Origin of the sequence: Amycolatopsis mongoliensis, assembly GCF_030285665.1 — a bacterium.
Classification (GTDB): domain Bacteria; phylum Actinomycetota; class Actinomycetes; order Mycobacteriales; family Pseudonocardiaceae; genus Amycolatopsis; species Amycolatopsis mongoliensis.
Genome location: NZ_CP127295.1, coordinates 7911618 through 7928505, shown reverse-complemented (window position 1 = coordinate 7928505; position 16888 = coordinate 7911618). Strand labels below are relative to the sequence as shown.

General features: G+C 72.8%; 22 protein-coding genes. 9 read left to right on the top strand and 13 right to left on the bottom strand.

The window, feature by feature from the left end; genetic code table 11:
• Positions 1 to 40: 40 nt before the first annotated feature.
• Both QRX60_RS38040 and QRX60_RS38035 read right to left on the bottom strand, forming a co-directional pair.
• Positions 41 to 823, bottom strand: coding sequence for an ABC transporter permease (locus QRX60_RS38040; protein WP_285996292.1), 783 nt, complete (start codon positions 821 to 823; stop codon positions 41 to 43).
• Positions 820 to 1761 carry an ATP-binding cassette domain-containing protein gene (locus tag QRX60_RS38035; protein ID WP_285996291.1) on the bottom strand — a complete coding sequence of 314 codons (942 nt, stop codon included), beginning with the start codon at positions 1759 to 1761 and terminating at the stop codon, positions 820 to 822. Before QRX60_RS38035 ends, QRX60_RS38040 begins: the two co-directional genes overlap by 4 nt.
• A gap of 79 nt (positions 1762 to 1840) precedes the next feature.
• Between QRX60_RS38035 and QRX60_RS38030 the strand changes: the two genes are divergently transcribed.
• A complete protein-coding gene (locus QRX60_RS38030; protein ID WP_286003784.1) occupies positions 1841 to 2617 on the top strand; it encodes a TetR/AcrR family transcriptional regulator in 777 nt (258 codons plus the stop codon).
• On the opposite strand, the gene QRX60_RS38025 is transcribed toward QRX60_RS38030, so the two are convergent.
• A complete protein-coding gene (locus tag QRX60_RS38025) occupies positions 2600 to 3772 on the bottom strand; it encodes a cytochrome P450 family protein (RefSeq protein ID WP_285996290.1) in 1173 nt (390 codons plus the stop codon). The two genes, QRX60_RS38030 and QRX60_RS38025, sit on opposite strands and share 18 nt — an antisense overlap.
• Positions 3773 to 3858: 86 nt before the next feature.
• Here QRX60_RS38025 and QRX60_RS38020 point away from each other — a divergent pair, with 86 nt between their 5' ends.
• The 5 genes from QRX60_RS38020 to QRX60_RS38000 are packed head-to-tail and all read left to right on the top strand — an operon-like array spanning position 3859 to position 7812.
• On the top strand, positions 3859 to 4929 hold the full coding sequence (locus tag QRX60_RS38020) for a TetR/AcrR family transcriptional regulator (RefSeq protein ID WP_285996289.1): 1071 nt from the start codon (positions 3859 to 3861) through the stop codon (positions 4927 to 4929).
• Between the two features lie 25 nt (positions 4930 to 4954).
• Complete coding sequence (locus QRX60_RS38015) at positions 4955 to 6235, top strand: RNA polymerase sigma factor (protein WP_285996288.1); 1281 nt, start codon at positions 4955 to 4957, stop codon at positions 6233 to 6235.
• Positions 6232 to 6996 (top strand): alpha/beta fold hydrolase, encoded by a 765-nt coding sequence (locus tag QRX60_RS38010; protein ID WP_285996287.1) that lies wholly within the window; start codon positions 6232 to 6234, stop codon positions 6994 to 6996. Before QRX60_RS38015 ends, QRX60_RS38010 begins: the two co-directional genes overlap by 4 nt.
• A gap of 1 nt (position 6997) precedes the next feature.
• Positions 6998 to 7330 carry a YciI family protein gene (locus tag QRX60_RS38005; protein ID WP_285996286.1) on the top strand — a complete coding sequence of 111 codons (333 nt, stop codon included), beginning with the start codon at positions 6998 to 7000 and terminating at the stop codon, positions 7328 to 7330.
• On the top strand, positions 7330 to 7812 hold the full coding sequence (locus tag QRX60_RS38000; RefSeq protein WP_285996285.1) for a GyrI-like domain-containing protein: 483 nt from the start codon (positions 7330 to 7332) through the stop codon (positions 7810 to 7812). Before QRX60_RS38005 ends, QRX60_RS38000 begins: the two co-directional genes overlap by 1 nt.
• A 74-nt stretch (positions 7813 to 7886) precedes the next feature.
• Here QRX60_RS38000 and QRX60_RS37995 read toward each other — a convergent pair whose 3' ends face one another.
• Together QRX60_RS37995 and QRX60_RS37990 are read right to left on the bottom strand one after the other, a co-directional pair.
• Complete coding sequence (locus QRX60_RS37995) at positions 7887 to 8339, bottom strand: anthrone oxygenase family protein (RefSeq protein WP_285996284.1); 453 nt, start codon at positions 8337 to 8339, stop codon at positions 7887 to 7889.
• Positions 8340 to 8356: 17 nt separating this feature from the next.
• Positions 8357 to 9178 carry a Rossmann-fold NAD(P)-binding domain-containing protein gene (locus QRX60_RS37990; protein ID WP_285996283.1) on the bottom strand — a complete coding sequence of 274 codons (822 nt, stop codon included), beginning with the start codon at positions 9176 to 9178 and terminating at the stop codon, positions 8357 to 8359.
• Positions 9179 to 9259: 81 nt separating this feature from the next.
• Between QRX60_RS37990 and QRX60_RS37985 the strand changes: the two genes are divergently transcribed.
• Positions 9260 to 10186, top strand: coding sequence for an AraC family transcriptional regulator (locus QRX60_RS37985; protein WP_285996282.1), 927 nt, complete (start codon positions 9260 to 9262; stop codon positions 10184 to 10186).
• Here QRX60_RS37985 and QRX60_RS37980 read toward each other — a convergent pair.
• The 6 genes from QRX60_RS37980 to QRX60_RS37955 form a co-directional block, all read right to left on the bottom strand.
• On the bottom strand, positions 10158 to 10562 hold the full coding sequence (locus QRX60_RS37980; protein WP_285996281.1) for a YybH family protein: 405 nt from the start codon (positions 10560 to 10562) through the stop codon (positions 10158 to 10160). The genes QRX60_RS37985 and QRX60_RS37980 overlap by 29 nt on opposite strands.
• Complete coding sequence (locus QRX60_RS37975; protein ID WP_285996280.1) at positions 10559 to 10990, bottom strand: SRPBCC domain-containing protein; 432 nt, start codon at positions 10988 to 10990, stop codon at positions 10559 to 10561. The genes QRX60_RS37980 and QRX60_RS37975 overlap by 4 nt, the downstream gene beginning before the upstream one ends.
• Positions 10987 to 11331 carry an ArsR/SmtB family transcription factor gene (locus tag QRX60_RS37970; protein ID WP_285996279.1) on the bottom strand — a complete coding sequence of 115 codons (345 nt, stop codon included), beginning with the start codon at positions 11329 to 11331 and terminating at the stop codon, positions 10987 to 10989. The genes QRX60_RS37975 and QRX60_RS37970 overlap by 4 nt, the downstream gene beginning before the upstream one ends.
• A 39-nt stretch (positions 11332 to 11370) precedes the next feature.
• A complete protein-coding gene (locus tag QRX60_RS37965; protein ID WP_285996278.1) occupies positions 11371 to 12459 on the bottom strand; it encodes a coiled-coil domain-containing protein in 1089 nt (362 codons plus the stop codon).
• A gap of 179 nt (positions 12460 to 12638) precedes the next feature.
• A complete protein-coding gene (locus tag QRX60_RS37960) occupies positions 12639 to 13835 on the bottom strand; it encodes an RNA polymerase sigma factor (RefSeq protein WP_285996277.1) in 1197 nt (398 codons plus the stop codon).
• On the bottom strand, positions 13832 to 14176 hold the full coding sequence (locus QRX60_RS37955; protein WP_285996276.1) for a YciI family protein: 345 nt from the start codon (positions 14174 to 14176) through the stop codon (positions 13832 to 13834). Before QRX60_RS37955 ends, QRX60_RS37960 begins: the two co-directional genes overlap by 4 nt.
• Before the next feature lie 190 nt (positions 14177 to 14366).
• Between QRX60_RS37955 and QRX60_RS37950 the strand changes: the two genes are divergently transcribed.
• The gene (locus QRX60_RS37950; RefSeq protein WP_285996275.1) at positions 14367 to 15410 is read left to right on the top strand and encodes a site-specific integrase; all 1044 of its coding nucleotides are present in this window, start codon (positions 14367 to 14369) and stop codon (positions 15408 to 15410) included.
• A gap of 1 nt (position 15411) precedes the next feature.
• Here QRX60_RS37950 and QRX60_RS37945 read toward each other — a convergent pair whose 3' ends face one another.
• Complete coding sequence (locus tag QRX60_RS37945; protein ID WP_285996274.1) at positions 15412 to 15573, bottom strand: hypothetical protein; 162 nt, start codon at positions 15571 to 15573, stop codon at positions 15412 to 15414.
• A gap of 26 nt (positions 15574 to 15599) precedes the next feature.
• On the opposite strand from QRX60_RS37945, the gene QRX60_RS37940 reads away from it, so the two are divergent.
• Complete coding sequence (locus QRX60_RS37940; protein ID WP_285996273.1) at positions 15600 to 16109, top strand: CGNR zinc finger domain-containing protein; 510 nt, start codon at positions 15600 to 15602, stop codon at positions 16107 to 16109.
• Here the strand turns inward: QRX60_RS37940 and QRX60_RS37935 are convergent.
• Complete coding sequence (locus QRX60_RS37935; protein ID WP_285996272.1) at positions 16106 to 16810, bottom strand: SRPBCC family protein; 705 nt, start codon at positions 16808 to 16810, stop codon at positions 16106 to 16108. The genes QRX60_RS37940 and QRX60_RS37935 overlap by 4 nt on opposite strands.
• Between the last annotated feature and the right edge of the window lie 78 nt (positions 16811 to 16888).

Here is a 16888-nt window from a genome sequence, read left to right as displayed (position 1 = left end):
CGTCCCGCCCGTGGTGGCTCGCCCGGTTCGAAGTCGGTGTTCAGTTCCCCAGCCTTCCGTATCGGTGCACGGACAACGGCACGAACACCGCGAGCAGCACCAGCGGCCACACCACCGCCATGAGCACCGGGTGCGCGCTCACCCAGGACGTCCCGGCCGCGCCCGGGTTGCCGAACAGCACCCGCGCCGCCGTCACCGTGGAGGACAACGGGTTCCACTCCGCCACGGTTCCCAGCCACGCCGGCATCGTCGCGGTCGCCACGAACGCGCTGGAGAGGAACCCGAACGGGAACTCCAGCGTCTGCGCCAGCGTCACCATCGACGGGTCGGCGGTCAGCAGCCCCAGGTAGATCCCGGCCCACACCAGTGCCGTCCGCAGCAGGAGCAGCAGCCCGAACGCGGCGACGGTCTCGGCCAGGCTGCCGTGCGGCTGCCAGCCGACGGCGAACCCGCAGCCGAGCAGCACCGCGAGGGCGAGGACCGCGTTCACCAGGTCCGCCGCCACCCGGCCGGTGAGCACCGCCGACGGCGCCATCGGCAGCGACCGGAACCGGTCGGTGACGCCCTTGGCGGCGTCGTCCAGCACCGCGATCATCGTGCCCGACAGGCCGAACGCCATCGTCATCGCGAACATCCCCGGCATCAGGAACTCGCGGTAGGACCCGCCGCCGGGCACGGTCATCCCGCCACCGAGCAGGTAGGCGAAGATCAGCACCATCAGGATCGGGAACGCCACCACCGTGGCCAGCCGGGCCGGCCGCCGCGCCAGCTGGGCGAGGTACCGCTGCGTGAGCGTCCAGCCGTCTTCCAGCGCCCACCTCATCGCGCCACCTCCGCCTTGCCGGTCAGCTCGAGGAACACTTCGTCCAGCGTCGGCCGCCGCAGGGCGACGTCGGCGACCGCGAGCTCGGCCGCGGCCAGCTCGCGCACGACGTCGGTGAGCACCGACGCCTCGTCCGGCGCGGGCGCGCTCACCCGCAGCTCTTCGGTGACCGGCTCGGCCCCGGTGACCCGGGCGAGCAACGCCGTCGCCGCGCCGACGACGTCCGGGTCGGTCAGCACCAGCTCGATCCGGGTCGCCCCGAGCGAGCCCTTCAGCTCGGCCGGGCTGCCTTCGGCGATCACGCGGCCGTGTTCCACCAGCGAGATGCGGTCGGCCAGCCGGTCGGCCTCCTCCAGGTACTGCGTGGTGAGCAGCACGGTCGTCCCGTCGGCGACCAGGGACCGCACCGCCCGCCAGACCTCGGTGCGGCTGCGCGGGTCCAGCCCGGTCGTCGGCTCGTCGAGGAACAGCACCCGGGGCGTGGCCAGCAACGACGCGGCCAGGTCCAGCCGCCGCCGCATCCCGCCGGAGTACGCCGAGACCGGCTTGGTGCCGGTGCCGGCGAGGCCGAACCGCTCGAGGAGGTCGTCGGCGCGCCGGGCGGCCTCGCGCCGGCCGAGGTGGTGCAGGCGGCCGAACAGCACAAGGTTCTGCCGGCCGGACAGCAGTTCGTCGACCGCGGCCTGCTGGCCGACCAGCCCGATCGCCGAGCGGACTTTCGCCGGTTCGGCGGCGACGTCGAACCCGGCCACCCGCGCCGTACCGCTGTCGTGGCGCAGCAACGTGGCCAGCACGCGGACCGCCGTCGTCTTGCCCGCGCCGTTGGGTCCCAGCAGGCCGTGCAGCGTGCCGGCCGGAACCGAAAGATCGAACCCATCGAGGGCGTACGCGTCGCCGTAGCGCTTGCGAAGGCCCTCGGCGTGGATCTGCGGAGTCATCCTGCCCCTTAACTCTGTACTGTGTACGAAGTAGAGCGTAACACAACTCTGTACAGTGTACGAAAATGCGATGGGCAGAATGAGCGGCGTGAGCACGGAGGAGAACGACAGCGGCGACCCGCGACGGGCGATCGAGCTGCTCTGGGGCGTCTCGGCGCCCCCGCGGCGCGGTCCGAAACCCAAGCTGACCACGGCCGACGTCGTGCGCACGGCCATCGCGCTGGCCGACGCCGACACGATCGACGCCGTCACCATCCGGCGCGTCGCCGAGCAGCTCGGTGTCTCCCCCATGTCGCTCTACACCTACGTGCCGGGCCGGGCCGAGCTGCTGGACCTGATGATCGACCACGCCCACGGCGAGCTGCCCGCTCCCGATCCGGGTCTCGGCTGGCGCGCCGCGTTGACGGCGATCGCCGACGCCCAGTGGGCGCTGTTCCACCGGCACCCCTGGCTGCTGCAGGTCACCACCAGCCGCTCGGCCCTGGGCCCGCACAGCTTCGCCAAGTACGAGCACGAGCTGCGCGCGGTCGAGGGCATCGGGCTCGACGACGTCGAGATGGACGCCGCCGTCGCGCTCGTCACCGGCCTGGTCCGGACCACCGCGCGCAGCTCGCTCGACGCCGCCCGCCTGGTGCGCACCAGCGGCCTGACCGACGCCCAGTGGTGGGAGCGCGCCGCGCCGGTGCTGGCCGGCATCCCGGCCGCCGACGCGTCCCACTACCCCCTGGCCTCACGGGTGGGCCAGGCCGCGGGCGAGGCCCACAACGCCGCGGAAGACCCGGCCTACACCTTCCGCTTCGGCCTCGCCCGGGTCCTCGACGGCATCGAAACCCTGGTGTCAGAGCGTCAGCGGTAGCGACGCCGGGCGCCAGGTGCCACCGTCGGGCGCGCGCGGCACGTCGTCGATGGCCAGCGCGAGATCCGGGAAGCGGGCGAACAGCGCCGAGAGCGCCACCTCCGTCTCCACCCGCGCGATCGACGCTCCCAGGCAGAAGTGCGGGCCGTGCGAGAACCCCAGCTGCGGCGCCCCCGAGCGCGTGACGTCGAGCCGGTCCGCGTCGGGGAACACGCGCGGGTCGCGGTCGGCGGCCACCATCGCGGCCGTCACCCGCTCGCCCGCGTGGATGACCTGCCCGTCGATTTCGACGTCCTCGCGCGCGAACCGTGGCGTGGTCAGCAGCTGCGGGCTGCAGAAGCGCATCAGCTCCTCGACCGCACCCGGCCACAGGCCCGGATCCGCGCGCAGGGCCGCGAGCTGGTCCGGGTGCCGCAGCAGGGCCTCCACGGCGTTCGCGATCAGGTTCACCGGCGTCTGACCGGCCAGCACGAGGTGCCAGACCAGGGTGACCAGCTCCGTGTCGGTCAGCCGGTCCTCGTCCTCGGCACGCACGAGGTCGCCGATGAGGTCGTCACCCGGTTCGGCCCGGCTGCGCGCCACCGCGTCCTGGGCACCCTCGATGATCGCCGGGATGGCGGCCGCGAAGTCCGGGCCCATGCCGCCGGCGATCGCGGCGCCGTACTCCCGCCAGCGCGGCCGGTCGGCGCCGGGGATGCCGGCCATTTCGCAGATGACGTCCATCGGCAGCGGCCGCGCGAAGTGCGGCACCAGGTCGACGACGCCGTCTTCGACGTGGCTCGGCAGCTCGTCGAGCAGCCGTTCGGTGAGGGCCGTCAGCCGCGGCCGCAGCTGCGCGGCGCGCTTGGGGGTGAACGCCGGTGCCACCAGCCGGCGCAGCCGCAGGTGCTCGGGCCCGTCCTGCTCGGCCATCGTCCGCATGTATGCCAGGCAGTGCTCCGGGATGCCAGGCGGCCTCATGAAGCTCTCCGCCCGGACCTCGAACCGCGGGTCGGCCAGCATCGCCCGGGCCTCGGTGTAGCGGGTCAGCGCCCAGAACGGGCCGAAGCCGGGGACGACGAGCTTGGCCAGCGCACCGGCCTCCCGTGCCTGGTCGTACGCGGTGAACGGGTCGGTCAGGACCTTCAGGTCGGTCAGGTCGATCTCGGGGGTCATCGGCCACTCCAGATGTTGATATCAGATGTTCTTATCATCTCAGTGGTCACGGTATCTTGATCCGCGACGTGGCGGCAAGGAGGACGATGGCCAGGCTCAGCAGGACCGAGACCCAGGAACGCAACCGCGCGAAGGTCCTCGCCGCCGCCCGCGACGAGTTCGCCGGACGCGGCTTCCGCGAGGCGAAGATCGACGTCATCGCCGAACGCGCCGAGCTCACCCGCGGCGCGGTCTACTCCAACTTCCCCGGCAAACGGGCCCTGTACTTCGCCGTCCTGGCCGACCTGGCCGAACGCGCGCCCCGGCCCGCCACCCCGCCGCCGGACCCGAGCGCGGCCGACGTCCTGGCCGCGTTCGCCCGCGCCTGGGTCGCCCGGCTCCCCCTGGCCACCGACAGCGACAGCGGCGACGCCCGCCTCGCCCGCGACCTGCTGCCCGAAATCCTCGCCGACGAACACACCCGGCTGCCGTTCGCGCAGCTCATGCGCGTCGACGCCATCCTGCTCGGACTCGCCCTGGAACGACTGCGCCCAGGACGGCGCCTGGTCCGCGTCGCCGAAGCCGCCCTCACCACGCTGCACGGCGCGAGCCAGCTCGCCGCCGCCGCGCCCGGCTTCGGCGAGCCGTTCCACATCGTCACCGCCTGCACCGCACTGCTCGACCTGGACCTCAGTGACGACTGGCCCGCGACCCCGCCGATCACGAGCCAGGCCCGGCCCGCCGACCAGCCGTGGACCCCGCCGCCGACGACCGACCTGCTCACCGGCCGGCCGTTCCGGCCCGGCGACGGCGTCGTCACGATCCTCGGCCTGCACCGCGCCGCCGCCTTCGAAGAGGCCGTGCGCGCCGGTGCCGACGTCACCGCCGTGCTCGTCACCAGCGACCCCGGCGAACTCGCCCCCTTGGCCCGGCTCACCCTCGCCGACCTGCGCGGATGCCTCGACCAGGCGATCGCGCCCCCGGCCCGGCCCCGGCTGCGGCTCGTCTGCGACACGACCGGCGAACTCGCCGCGGCCGCCGGGGTCACCGCGGTCAGCGACGCCACCGAGACCGCCGTCCGGGTCGAAGCCGGCCGGATCGTCGTGCGCGCCGAGGGGTACGGCGCCTGCCACGCCGCGGCTGTCGATCCCGGCCCCGGCCGTTCGTCGGGTGGGTGAACCGGCACCGACGGAAGGAGCGGCGGTGGACGTCGAGACCGCGGTCGCGGAGGCGTTCCGCGAAGAGTGGGGCCAGGTCGTGGCCACGCTCATCCGGATCACCGGCGACTGGGACCTCGCCGAGGAGTGCGCCCAGGAGGCGTTCGCCCTCGCCCTGCGCACCTGGCCCCGCGACGGCGTCCCGAACCGGCCCGGCGCCTGGCTGACCACCGCCGCCCGCAACCGCGCCACCGACCGGCTCCGCCGCGAGACCGCCGGCGCCGCCAAGCTCCGGGAGGCCGCCCTGATGCACGTCCCCGAAGACTCCCCGGCACCCGACGACGACAGCGGAGTCACCGACGACCGGCTGCGGCTCATCTTCACCTGCTGCCACCCCGCGCTGGCCACCGAAGCCCAGGTCGCGCTCGCGCTGCGCACACTGGCCGGGCTGTCCACCGCCGAGATCGCCCGCGCCTTCCTCGTGCCGGAAGCGACCATGTCCCAGCGGCTGGTGCGGGTCAAACGCAAGATCCGCAACGCCGGCATCCCGTACCGCGTCCCGCCCGCGCACCTGCTGCCCGAACGCACCGCCGCCGTCCTCGGGGTGCTGTACCTGACGTTCAACGAGGGCTACTCCGCCAGCGCCGGACCCGACCTGCTGCGCCCCGACCTCGCCGCCGAAGCGATCCGCCTCGCCCGCGTCCTCGCCCACCTGATGCCGGACGAACCCGAGGTCCTCGGCCTGCTCGCGCTGATGCTGCTGCAGCACGCCCGCCGCGCCACCCGGGCCGGCACCCACGGCGAGCTCGTTCCACTCGAAGAGCAGGACCGCACCCGGTGGGACGCCGGCGAAATCGCCGAAGGCACCCAGGTTCTGGAGACCGCGCTGCGCCGGCGGCACCCCGGGCCGTACCAGATCCAGGCCGCCATCGCCGCCTGCCACGCCACCGCCGAGACGCCCGGCGACACCGACTGGGCGCAGATCGCCGGCCTCTACGGCGAGCTGCGCAAGTACGTCCCCAGCGCCGTCGTCGAACTCAACCGGGCCGTCGCGATCGGGATGGCCGACGGCCCGCTCGCCGGGCTCGCGCTGCTCGACGAACTGCCCCTGGAGGGCTACCACCTGCTGCCCGCCACCCGCGCCGACTTCCTCCGCCGTCTCGGGCGGCACGCCGAAGCCGCCGACTGGTACGCCAAGGCCCGCGACCTCGCGCCCACCGACGCCGAGCGCGCCTACCTCAAGCGAAGGATCTCCGAAGTGGAGTCTGTCCCGGGCGGCCCCGTTCGTCGGTCGGGTGAACCCCGATCTTCGGAGGAGAGCCCATGACCACCCTCGCCGTCCCCGGCGCCACGATCACCTACGACGTCGCCGGCACCGGTCCCGTCCTGCTGCTGGTCCCCGGCGGCCCCGCCGACGCCGCCGTGTTCACCCACATCCGGCCGCTGCTGGCCGAAGACCACACCGTCGTCACCTACGACCCGCGCGGCCTCGGGCGCAGCCCCCTCGACGGCGAGCCGGGGGACGACATCATCCGCGAGCACGCCGACGACGTGCACCGCCTGCTCGCCGAAGTCGGCCCCGCGGACGTGTTCGCCAGCAGTGGCGGCGCCATCACGATGCTCGAGCACGTCCGGCGCCACCCCGGCGATGTCCGCACGGTCGTGCTGCACGAACCACCGGTCACCCGCTACCTGCCCCGGGAAGCACTCGACGGCCCCGACATCCCCGCGCTGTTTCGCGACCAAGGCCTCGGCGCGGCTTTCCCCGCGTTCATGGCGCTCGTGGGGGTCGACCCCGCGCCACCGCTCGACCCGCGCGGCGAAGGCAACTTCACCTACTTCTTCGGCCACCTGATGGCCGCCACCGGCGCCTACGACCCCGATCTCGACGCACTCCGGGCGACGTCCGCGCGGCTGGTCGTCGCCGTCGGCGAGAAGTCCGCCGGGTCGACGGCCCACGAAACCGGCCTCGGGCTCGCCACCGGCCTCGGCCTGACCGCCACGGAATTCCCGGGCGACCACGGCGGGTTCGCCACCGAACCGGCAGCCTTCGCCGCACGCCTGCGCGAAGTACTGGAAGGACGCTGACATGCGGTACCTGCTGATGATCGCCGGCGACGAGACCGCCGAGGACCACCAGTACGACGGGTGCGACGGCTGGGGCGAAGACCTGGCCCGCCGCGGCAAGATCCACGGCGGGAGTGGTCTGCGCCCGCCGTCGGAAGCCACCACGATCCGCGTCCGCGACGGCGAGGTGCTGCTCACCGACGGGCCGTTCACCGAGGCCAAGGAACAGATCGGCGGCTACGTCGTCCTCGAGTGCGACGACCTCGACGAAGCCGTCGAAATCGCGGCCAAGCACCCCGCCGCGACGTACGGCAGTATCGAGGTCCGCCCGATCTTCGTCCCGGAGGAGCCCTGATGCCGTCCATCGTGGACCGACCGGCCCAGCGGTACGTCGCCGAGCGCGCCACCCTCGGGATCGAGGAGTTCCCGCGCATCGCCGACCGGCTGCCGCCGCTCATCGGCACCCTCGCCGGCCACGGGCTCGTCCCGGCCGGGGCGCCGTTCTTCCGCTACCGCGTGCTGCACCCCGGGATGCGGTTCACCGTCGAGGCCGGCGTCCCGATCGAAGGCGACTTCACACCGGAGGAACCCGCCTTCATCGGGGAGCTGCCGGCCGGGAAGTACGTCCTCGAGACCTACGTCGGCGCCCCCGACGGCCTGGCCGCCGCCACCGCGGAGGTCCTGGCCTGGGGCGCCGACGAGGGCGTCACGTGGGACGTCACCGATGGCCCCGACGGCGAAGAGTGGGGTGGCCGCCTGGAAGTCCTGCGCACCAACCCCCGCGAAGTCCCCGACCCGAGCGAGTGGGTCACCGACCTGCTCTTCCGCCTCGCCTGACCCCGCCCAAAGTCCGTGAATGGCACATTGAGGGACTCTAAGTCCCTCAATGTGCCATTCACGGACCTTGCTGCTCAGCCGCGCTCGGAGAGCACAGCCGCCACCAAGCAGCCGAACCCGGCCGTGCTCACCACGGCGCGCAGGATGTTCCAGCGCACCCAGACCGTCTCGAAAGCCGCCCGCACCGCGGCGTAATCCTCACCGCCGCTCTCCAGCGCGTTGTTGAGCGGGATGTTCACCACTGCGGTGATCACGATCATCGCCAGCAGGAACACGAACCCCGCGATCACCCACGGCCGCGGACCGGGGTCGAGGAACATCGCCACGCCCGCCAGCAGCGGCGCGCCCAGGAACGTCAGCATGAAGACCGGGTTGACGATCGCGATGTTGATCCCGCGCATCGCCTCCACGAACGTCTTGTCGTCGCCGCGCCCGATCCCCGGCATCACCGAGCACGCGTAGGCGTAGAACAACCCGGCGATCAGGCCGGCCGCGACCAGCGCGGCCACCAGCACCACAGTCGGCATCGGTCTCCCCTTCCCCTTCACCGCGCCCAGACCCCGGCCGCCGCCGCGTCCCGCGCGAAGCCGGCGAAGTCCGTCGCCGGGCGCCCCAGCACCCGCTCGACGTCGTGGGTCACCGACTCGTTGCGGCCGTCGAGCACCCGCGCGAACAGCTCGGTCAGCGCCCCGGCCTCTTCCTCCGGCACGCCGAACCCGACCGCCGCGGCCGCGTACTCCTCCGCGGAAACCGGAACATAGCGGACATCCCGCCTCGACGCGGCCGAGATTTCCGCGGCGGCGTCGGCGAAACTCAGCAGCCGCGGCCCGGTCAGCTCGTACAACCGTCCCGTGTGGCCCGGCTCGGTCAGCACCTTCACCGCGACGTCGGCGATGTCGCGGACGTCGACGAACGGCTCGGTGACCGTGCCCGCCGGCAGCGCGATCTCCCCGCCGCGCACGGCGTCGTGCAGGAAGTGCTCGCTGAAGTTCTGCGCGAACCAGCTGCAGCGCAGGACCGTCCAGCCGGTACCGGCCGCCTGCACGATCCGTTCGCAGGTCTCGGCTTCCTCCTCGCCGCGCCCGGACAGCAGCACCAGGTGCCGAACCCCTTGTGTCACAGCCAGTTCGGCGAACGCGCGGATGTCGGCGGCCGCCTCGGGCACCACCAGATCGGGGTAGTACGTCAGGTAGACCGAGCCGACGTCGTCGAGCACCGGCGCCCAGGTCTCCCGGTCACGCCAGTCGAACGGCGGCGCCCCGCGCCGCGACGTGATCCGCACCGGCAGGCCGCGCTCCCGCAGCCGATCCGCCACGCGGCGCCCGGTCTTGCCGGTGCCGCCCACCACCAGGAAGGTCGTTGTCATGGCAGTGAGTCAACCGGCCTCCGGTGAGACTCTCCATAGTTCAAAGCCTCGATTGCATGTTCCATCGTCTACATTGATGCCATGGATCCGCTCGCCGCGCTCCTCGACGGCCCCCGCGCCCACGGTGCGTTCCTGCTGCGTTCGGTGCTCACCCCGCCGTGGTCCCTGCGCATCGAGGACCAGGCGCCGCTGACCGTCGTTTCGGTCGTGCGCGGCGAAGCGTGGATCGTCCCCGATGCCGGCGAGAGCGTCCTGCTGGGCGAAGGCGACGTCGCGATCGCCCGCGGCCCCGACCCGTACCTGGTCGCCGACCACCCGTCGACGCCGCCGCAGGCACTGATCCTGCCGGGCCAGGAGTGCCGCACCCCCGACGGCGGTCACCTCACCGAGTACGCCGACCTCGGCGTCCGCACGTGGGGCACCGGCGGCCCGGTCGTGCTGCTCACCGGCACCTACGGCATGGAAGGCGAGATCAGCAAGAAGCTCCTGGCTGCGCTGCCCACGCTGATCGTCCTGCGGGCGGCCGACTGGCCGACGCCGCTGGTCGGGCTGCTCGCCGGGGAGATCGGCCGGGACGTGCCCGGGCAGGAAGCCGTCCTCGACCGGCTGCTCGACCTGCTGCTGATCGCCGCGCTGCGCACGTGGTTCGACCGGCCCGACACCAGCGCGCCGGCCTGGTACCGCGCCCACGACGACCCGGTCGTCGGGCAGGCGCTGCGGCTGCTGCAGCACCAGCCCGCCGAGCCGTGGACGGTCGCGAAGCTCGCCGCCGACACCGGTGTCTCCCGAGCCGCGCTGGCCCGGCGCTTCGCCGCGACGGTCGGGGAGACGCCGATGGCCTACCTCGCCGGCTGGCGGCTCGCGCTCGCCGCGGACCTGCTGCGCCAGCAGCCGGACGCCACGATCGGCTCGGTCGCCCACCAGGTCGGCTACGGCAGCGCGTTCGCCCTCAGCGCGGCCTTCAAGCGCGAGTTCGGCGTCAGCCCCCAGCGGTACCGGACGGCGTGAACGGCACCGAACTGTGCTCGTGGACGATCTTCCAGCCGTCGTCGCCGCGGCGGAAACCGACGGTGGAGCGCACCCACATGTCCACCTCGGTGCCGTCGGTCATGGTGCCGCGGACCTGGAACAGGTAGTGCGCGAACCCGGCGTCGCCGTCGGCGACCACCTCGAGATCCTTGATCCGCAGGTCGATCGTGGAGCGGTAGGCCCCGAACCACTCCCGCAGCCGGTTCCGCTCGACGTCCTGGCCGGTGTCGCGCAACGGGCCGAGCGCGTCGAACAGCGTGACGTCCTCGGCGTACTGGGCCACCAGCGTCTCGATGTCCTTCGCCGCCACGGCGCCGACCCGGGATTCGACGAGCGCGGCGAGTGCGGCGGTCATCGGAGTGCCTCGCCCAGCCGGTCGAGCCAGTCGCCCGTGCCTTGCTCGCGCCACGCCGGTTCTTCGGCGCCGTCGAGGAAGGTGTCCTGCTCGGTCAGGACCAGGCGGGTGCCGTCGCCTTCACCGACCAGTTCGACCGTCGTGATCGAGACCGTGGCGAGCGTCTTGCCACCGGTCAGGGTCGTGGAGTAGACGATCCGCTGCTCCGGCACGATGTCGTGGTAGGTCGAGGCGACGGCCACCGGCGTGCCGTCCGGGCTCGTGGCGCCGACGGTTTCCCCGCCGCCGACGCGGAAGTCCAGCTCGTGCGTCCCGTCGGGGACGAACCAGCGCGCCTTGGCGGCCGGGTCCGCCCACGCGGCGAACACCCGGGCCGGCGGGACGGGGTAAGTGCGTTCCAGCGTGAACGTGCTGTGGATGACGGTCATGAGGTGGCCCCTTCCGACGTTCCGGGCGGCTCGGCCAGGAAGTCGCCGAGCCGGTCGAGCCTGCTTTCCCACGTGGTGCGCTGCCGGCCCAGCCAGTGCTCGCCGGCGCGCAGCATCTCCGGTTCGATCCGGCAGGTGCGGACGCGGCCGACCTTCTCCGACCGGACGATCCCGGCGGATTCGAGCACCTGCAGGTGCTGCACCACGGCGGCGAGCGACATGGTCAGCGGCTCGGCGAGCTCGCTGACCGACGCCGGCCCGCGCACCAGCCGCTCCACCAGTGCCCGCCGCGTCCGGTCGCCCAGGGCGCGGAACACCAGGTCCAGCTCATGGTCAAGCATGTACTTAAGTTATGCCTGCGCCCGTTAATAGTCAAGTAACTACTTAAGCATTGCCGCGACGTCCTCAGGCACGCTCACGTCGGCCTCCCGCAGGACGGCGAGCGTCCTGGCCAGCGCGCGCTCGGCGTTGTCGGCGCGACCTGCGCAGGCGCGGAGCTCGGCGCCGAGGTTCGTGGTGGTCTCGTGCATGGACCGGACGGTCTGCTCGTGCGCGGCCTGCACCTCCGCCAGCCGCCGGTCGCCGGCTGCCCGGGCCTGTTCGAGGGCCGCCTGATGGGCAGTTGCTGCCCGGGACAGCTCTTCACGGGCGGCATCGAGCCGTCCGGCCGCCGCTTCGGCACGAGCCTCGGCGGCCTCCGCGCGCGTCTCGGCCGCGTCGAGGCGCGCTGTTGTGGTTTCCGCACGGGCTTCAGCCGAGTCCGCGCGGGCCGCGGCGGCTTGACCACGTTCGCGTTCGTCGTCGAGGGCCCCGCGCGCGGCCGCGAGTTCGGCGGTCAGCGTGGCGATCACCGCGGCGCGCTCACCGGCCAGCGCGGCGGTGGCATCGGCCCGCTCGGCGACCCGTCCGAGTTCGTCCCGCACCGCGGCCAGCTGCCCTTCGGCGCGCTGTTGCTCCTGCATCGCGGCCCGCCGGGCGGCGCGGTCGTCGTCCCGTTCCCGCAGGGCCGCAGCCTTCTCTTTCTCGGCGTCGGCCGCGGTCCGCGTGGCCTCATCGGCAACGTCTCGCGCTTGGGCGGCTTCGGCTTCGGCGAGCCCGCGCCGGCGGCGGTCGTCGTCGGCCTCGGCCAAGGCCGCGTCCCGTTCGGCGAGTGCGGCGGCGGTGGTGGCTTCCAGCTGGTGCCGCAGGGTCGTCAGCGTCTCGACGAGCCCTCGCGCGGGCTCGAGCACCCGGTCGACCTGTCCGGCGAGCGCGGTGACGGCGGTGTCGTCCAGCTCGGTGTCGCTCTCCCGCAGCGACTCGGCGTCCGACAGGACAGCCTCGGCGTCGCGGCACGACAGGTTCCGCCGCCCCCAGGTTTTCCCGTCCTGGCAGAACCGGGCCCGGCTCCCTCGCCCCACCGCCGGTGGCAGCGGCGCCCCGCAGCGCCGGTACTCGCAAATCCGCGGCTGACCAGCATCTTCCGTCATGATCGAGAGTCTATCAAAGCTTCTAATCAGAACTAAAAGCAGCTGTTCAAAATCAGAAGAAAGTCAGAGGAGACTCTGGGTTCGGATAAGGTCACATATCCCAACCCAGAACACGGCAGAAGACCGAAGGGGCTTCGGGAGGCAGATTGGGGCCTCGAAAAACTAGGACCCCCTTGATGTCAACCGAGAGTTGACGCTGAGGCGCGCTTCCGTTCCAGCAAGGCCCTCTCGGCCGAGTTGCGCGTCAGCTCGATCGCCCTCGTGTACGCCGCCACCGCTTCCCCGGCCCGGCCGAGCCGGTCCAGCAGGTCCGCGCGGATCGCGTGGTACAGCGGGAACCGTGGGAGATCCAGGGCCTCGACCAGGGCCAACGCGGCGCCGGGACCGTCGACCTCGGCGACCGCCACCGCCCGGTTCAGCGCCACCACCGGCGTCGGCGTCACGGCCAGCAGCTGGTCGTAGAGGGCCTTGACCTGGGACCAGTCCGTGGGTGCGTCGCTGTGGACGGCCTGGATCGCCGCCTGGATCTGGTACGGGCCCGGCTGGTTGCGGCGCAGGCACCTGCGGACGATCTCCTGGCCCTCGGCGATCAGCTCCGCGTCCCACCGGGCGGGGTCCTGGTCGGCCAGCAGGACGAGGTCACCGGAAGCGCTCGTGCGGGTCGCGCGGCGCGCGTCGATCAGCAGCACCAGCGCCAGCAGGCCCCAGACCTCAGGTTCGTCGGGCATCAGCCCGGCGAGGACGCGGGCGAGCCGGATCGCCTCGTGGCACAGGTCGTCGCGGACCAGGTCCTCCCCCGCGCTCGCCGTGTAGCCCTCGTTGAAGATCAGGTACAGCACGCCGAGCACCGCGGACAGCCGCGACGGCAGGTCGGCGTCCTGCGGGACGCGGTACGGGATGCCCGCGTCCCGGATCTTGTTCTTCGCCCGGACGATCCGCTGGGCCATCGTGGGCTCGGCCACCAGGAACGCGCCGGCGATCTCCGCGGTGGTCAGGCCGCCGAGCAGGCGCAGGGTCAGCGCGACCTGGGTGGGGCGGGCCAGCGCGGGGTGGCAGCAGGTGAAGATCAGCCGGAGCCGTTCGTCGGGCACGGCGCCCTCCTCCACGGGTTCGGCTTCGGCGTGCAGCAGCGCGGCCTGGGCGTGCTTGTCCTCCCGGGCGGCTTCGCGGCGCAGGCGGTCGATGGCGCGGTTGCGGGCGGTGGTGATGATCCAGCCCGCCGGGCTCGGCGGCACTCCGGCGTCCGGCCACCGCCGGACCGCCTCGGCGAACGCGTCCTGCACGGCTTCCTCGGCGACGTCGATACTCCCGAAGACCTGCACGAGCACCGACACCGCGCGGCCGTACTCCGCGGCGAAGACGTCCTCGACGTTCATCCGGCGAAGGGCCGCACCTCGACCGGCAGCGGCGCGACGGCGTCGGCGAGCCGGCTGCCCCAGGCGAGCGCCGCGTCGAGGTCGGGCGCGGTGATGATCGTGAACCCGCCGAGGTGTTCCTTGCCTTCGGCGAAGGGACCGTCGGTGACGAGCGTGTCGCCGTCGCCGGCCCGCAGCACGGTGGCGCTGGACGGCGGGTGCAGCCCGCCGGCGAACACCCAGGCCCCGGCCGCCTTGAGGTCGGCGTTGAGGGCGTCGAGCTTCTTCATCACGCCGTCGAGCACCTCCGGCGGCGGGGTCGGCCCGTCGGGCTGGTAGATGCTGAGCAGGTACTGCTTCACGTCGGCTCCTTTCGCTGTCCCGCCCCTCATACGAACGGCGCACGGCCGGATCGACAGCGGTCCGGGGACCGATTCTGCGTGGACACCGCCGAAAGGATCAAGCCATGAGGATCAGACTCGTCAACGACCCGAAGCGGTGACCGACGCCCGGTTCCCGCCCGCGGAGATCGACATCCCGTAACCTCGGCGCGTGCCCGAGCTCGAACCGGTGACCGACGCCGCCCTCACCGCCGCGAGCCCGCAGGACCGGCTCGCGCTGCTCGACGAGGCCGCCGCCCGGCACGTCGACGAGCAGCGGCCGCCGAACACGCTCAAGGCCTACGCGCAGGACTGGCAGGTGTGGCAGGACTACACCGCCGAAGCCGGGATCCCGCCGCTGTCGGCGTCCATCGGCGCCCTGACCGGGTTCGTCGTCTGGCTCGAACGCGGCCGCACCCTGCGCCCGGACGAACGCGTCGTACCGGAGGTGCCGGAACGGGCCGCCCCGGCGGCGCCGTCGACGATCGAGCGGCGGCTCACCGGCGCGCTCGCCGGGCTGCGGCACCACAAGGTCGTCGTCGATCCCGAAGCGAGCCGCGCCGCGTGGCGGGCGTTGAAGGGGTACCGGCAGCGGCTGGCCCGCGAGGGGATCCAGCGCGGCCGCGGCAAGGCCACCATGGTCACCCTCACCGACCTGCGGGCGATGTCACGAGCCTGCCCGGACACCCTGTCCGGTGCCCGTGACCGCGCGATGCTGCTGATCGGCTTTCCCATCGCCGCACGGTGTTCCGACCTGGCTAACCTGCTGGTCACCGACGTCGAGCCGGTCGACGACCGGGGCCTGGCGGTGACCGTGCGGCACGGCAAGAGCACCGGCGACATGGTCGTCCCGCGGCGCGAGAACCCCGACACCGACCCGGTGCGGGCGTGGCACGCGTGGCGAGCGGGCGCCGGGATCACCGAAGGCCCCGCGTTCCGGCGGGTCGACCGGCACGGCAACGTCGGCGAGCCCGCGCTGAGCACGACGGGCGTCAACCAGATCCTCACCCGGGCCGGCGTCCGCGCGGGCCTGCCGTACCCGGTGACCGGGCACTCCCTGCGGTCCGGGTTCGCCACCGAGGCCCGCCGCGCCGGGGCCGACGACCTCGCGATCGCCGACCAGGGGCGCTGGGTGCGCGGCAGCCGCGCGCTGTACGAGTACATCCGCCGGGTCGACCAGTGGAACGACAACGCGGCGGGCGTGCTCGACCTCTGAGTCACGGCGTCCGCGTGGCGCCGACGACCTCGCCGTCGAGGCGGGCGAGCCAGCTGCCGCAGACGCAGCGCACGTAGTCGAGCCGAGGGGTGGCGGGCCGGGCCGCGGTCGCCGGCAGTTCGGCGAGCGGCCAGCCGCAGCGGGGGCAACGGTTTCCGTCCATGCCCCCGATCGTGGTGTAATGGCTTTGTGCACTTCAACCCTTACGGCGGTCCGGCCGCGCTCGTGGCCGCCGACCTGGTGAACGCCGGGTCGGCGAGCGAACTGCTGGACGGGATGGTCCGCAACGGCATGTCCATCGCGGCGCTGACCGGCGACGAAGCCACGCGGATCGGCGCGTGGGCGCACCGGCTGCGGCCGGTGTTCGCCGCCGGCCCCGAGGCACGCCCGGACCTGGTCAACGACCTGCTGGCCCGGGCGGCGTGCCGGCCGTACATCACCACCCACGACGGCAAACCGCCCCACCTGCACTACTCGGCCGAAGACGCCGGCCCGGTCGGCCGCGTCCGCGCCTACACCGCGGGCGGGCTCGCCCACCTCGTGTGCGAGGCCCCGGACCGCCTCGGCATCTGCGGCCGCGACGGCTGCGAAACGGCGTACGTCGACACCTCGCGCAACGGCCGCCGCCGGTTCTGCTCGACGCGCTGCGCGACCCGCGTCCACGTCGCCGACCACCGGGCCCGGCAGCTGACGGCCTAAGCGAAGACCTCGGCGAGCCACGTCTGCCAGGCGCGTTCCTCGGTTTGCGCGTCGACGGCGGCGAAGTGGTGCCGGCCGACGCCGATCCGCCAGCCGAAAGCGTTGCGGCCGTAGAAGCGGTAGAGCGCGTCCGTGGTCCGGACGCCGAGGAACTCCGGCGTCGCGTAGTCCACGACGCTCTCTTCGCCCCGGACCGCCAGCCGGTCCCCGACCCGGACGTCATCCGGGACGCCGAGCGCCTTCTCGAGCTTGGCGAAGCCGTCGGGCTCGGCGGACGACTCGGGCGCTTCGGTCATCGCGTAGGTGGCGCTGCGGCCGGGGAAGTGCGCGAGGTACTCCCCGAGCGAGTGGTAGTAGAACGCGGTGTGCTTGCGGCAGGCGTCGTAGTTGGTGTCCCAGTCATCGAGGAAGACGCCGCGGTGCACGAACTTCAAGTGCGTGGCGTCGCCGCGGGGTTCGAAGGCGTAGTCGAGCTGGTTGAACCAGCCGTCCTTCTCGCACCGGGTCGCGAAGTGTTCTCCGGGCTGCCAGACGGTGACCTCCCCGCCGTAGAAGGTCAGCCCGGTTTCGCGGCCGCCGACCCACGGCTCGTAGGAGATGGGCCACGACCAGCTCCCGGCCTCGACGGTGACGGCGCGCCAGCACTCTTCCGGCGTCCCGGCCAGGGTGCCCTCGAACCCCACCTCGAACTCTTTCGTCATGTCTGCCTCCTTGGCGGCCTCTTGCCATGACGTCATCCGGGGACGGCCGGATTCGACCGGTGCCGCGAAGCCCATGGG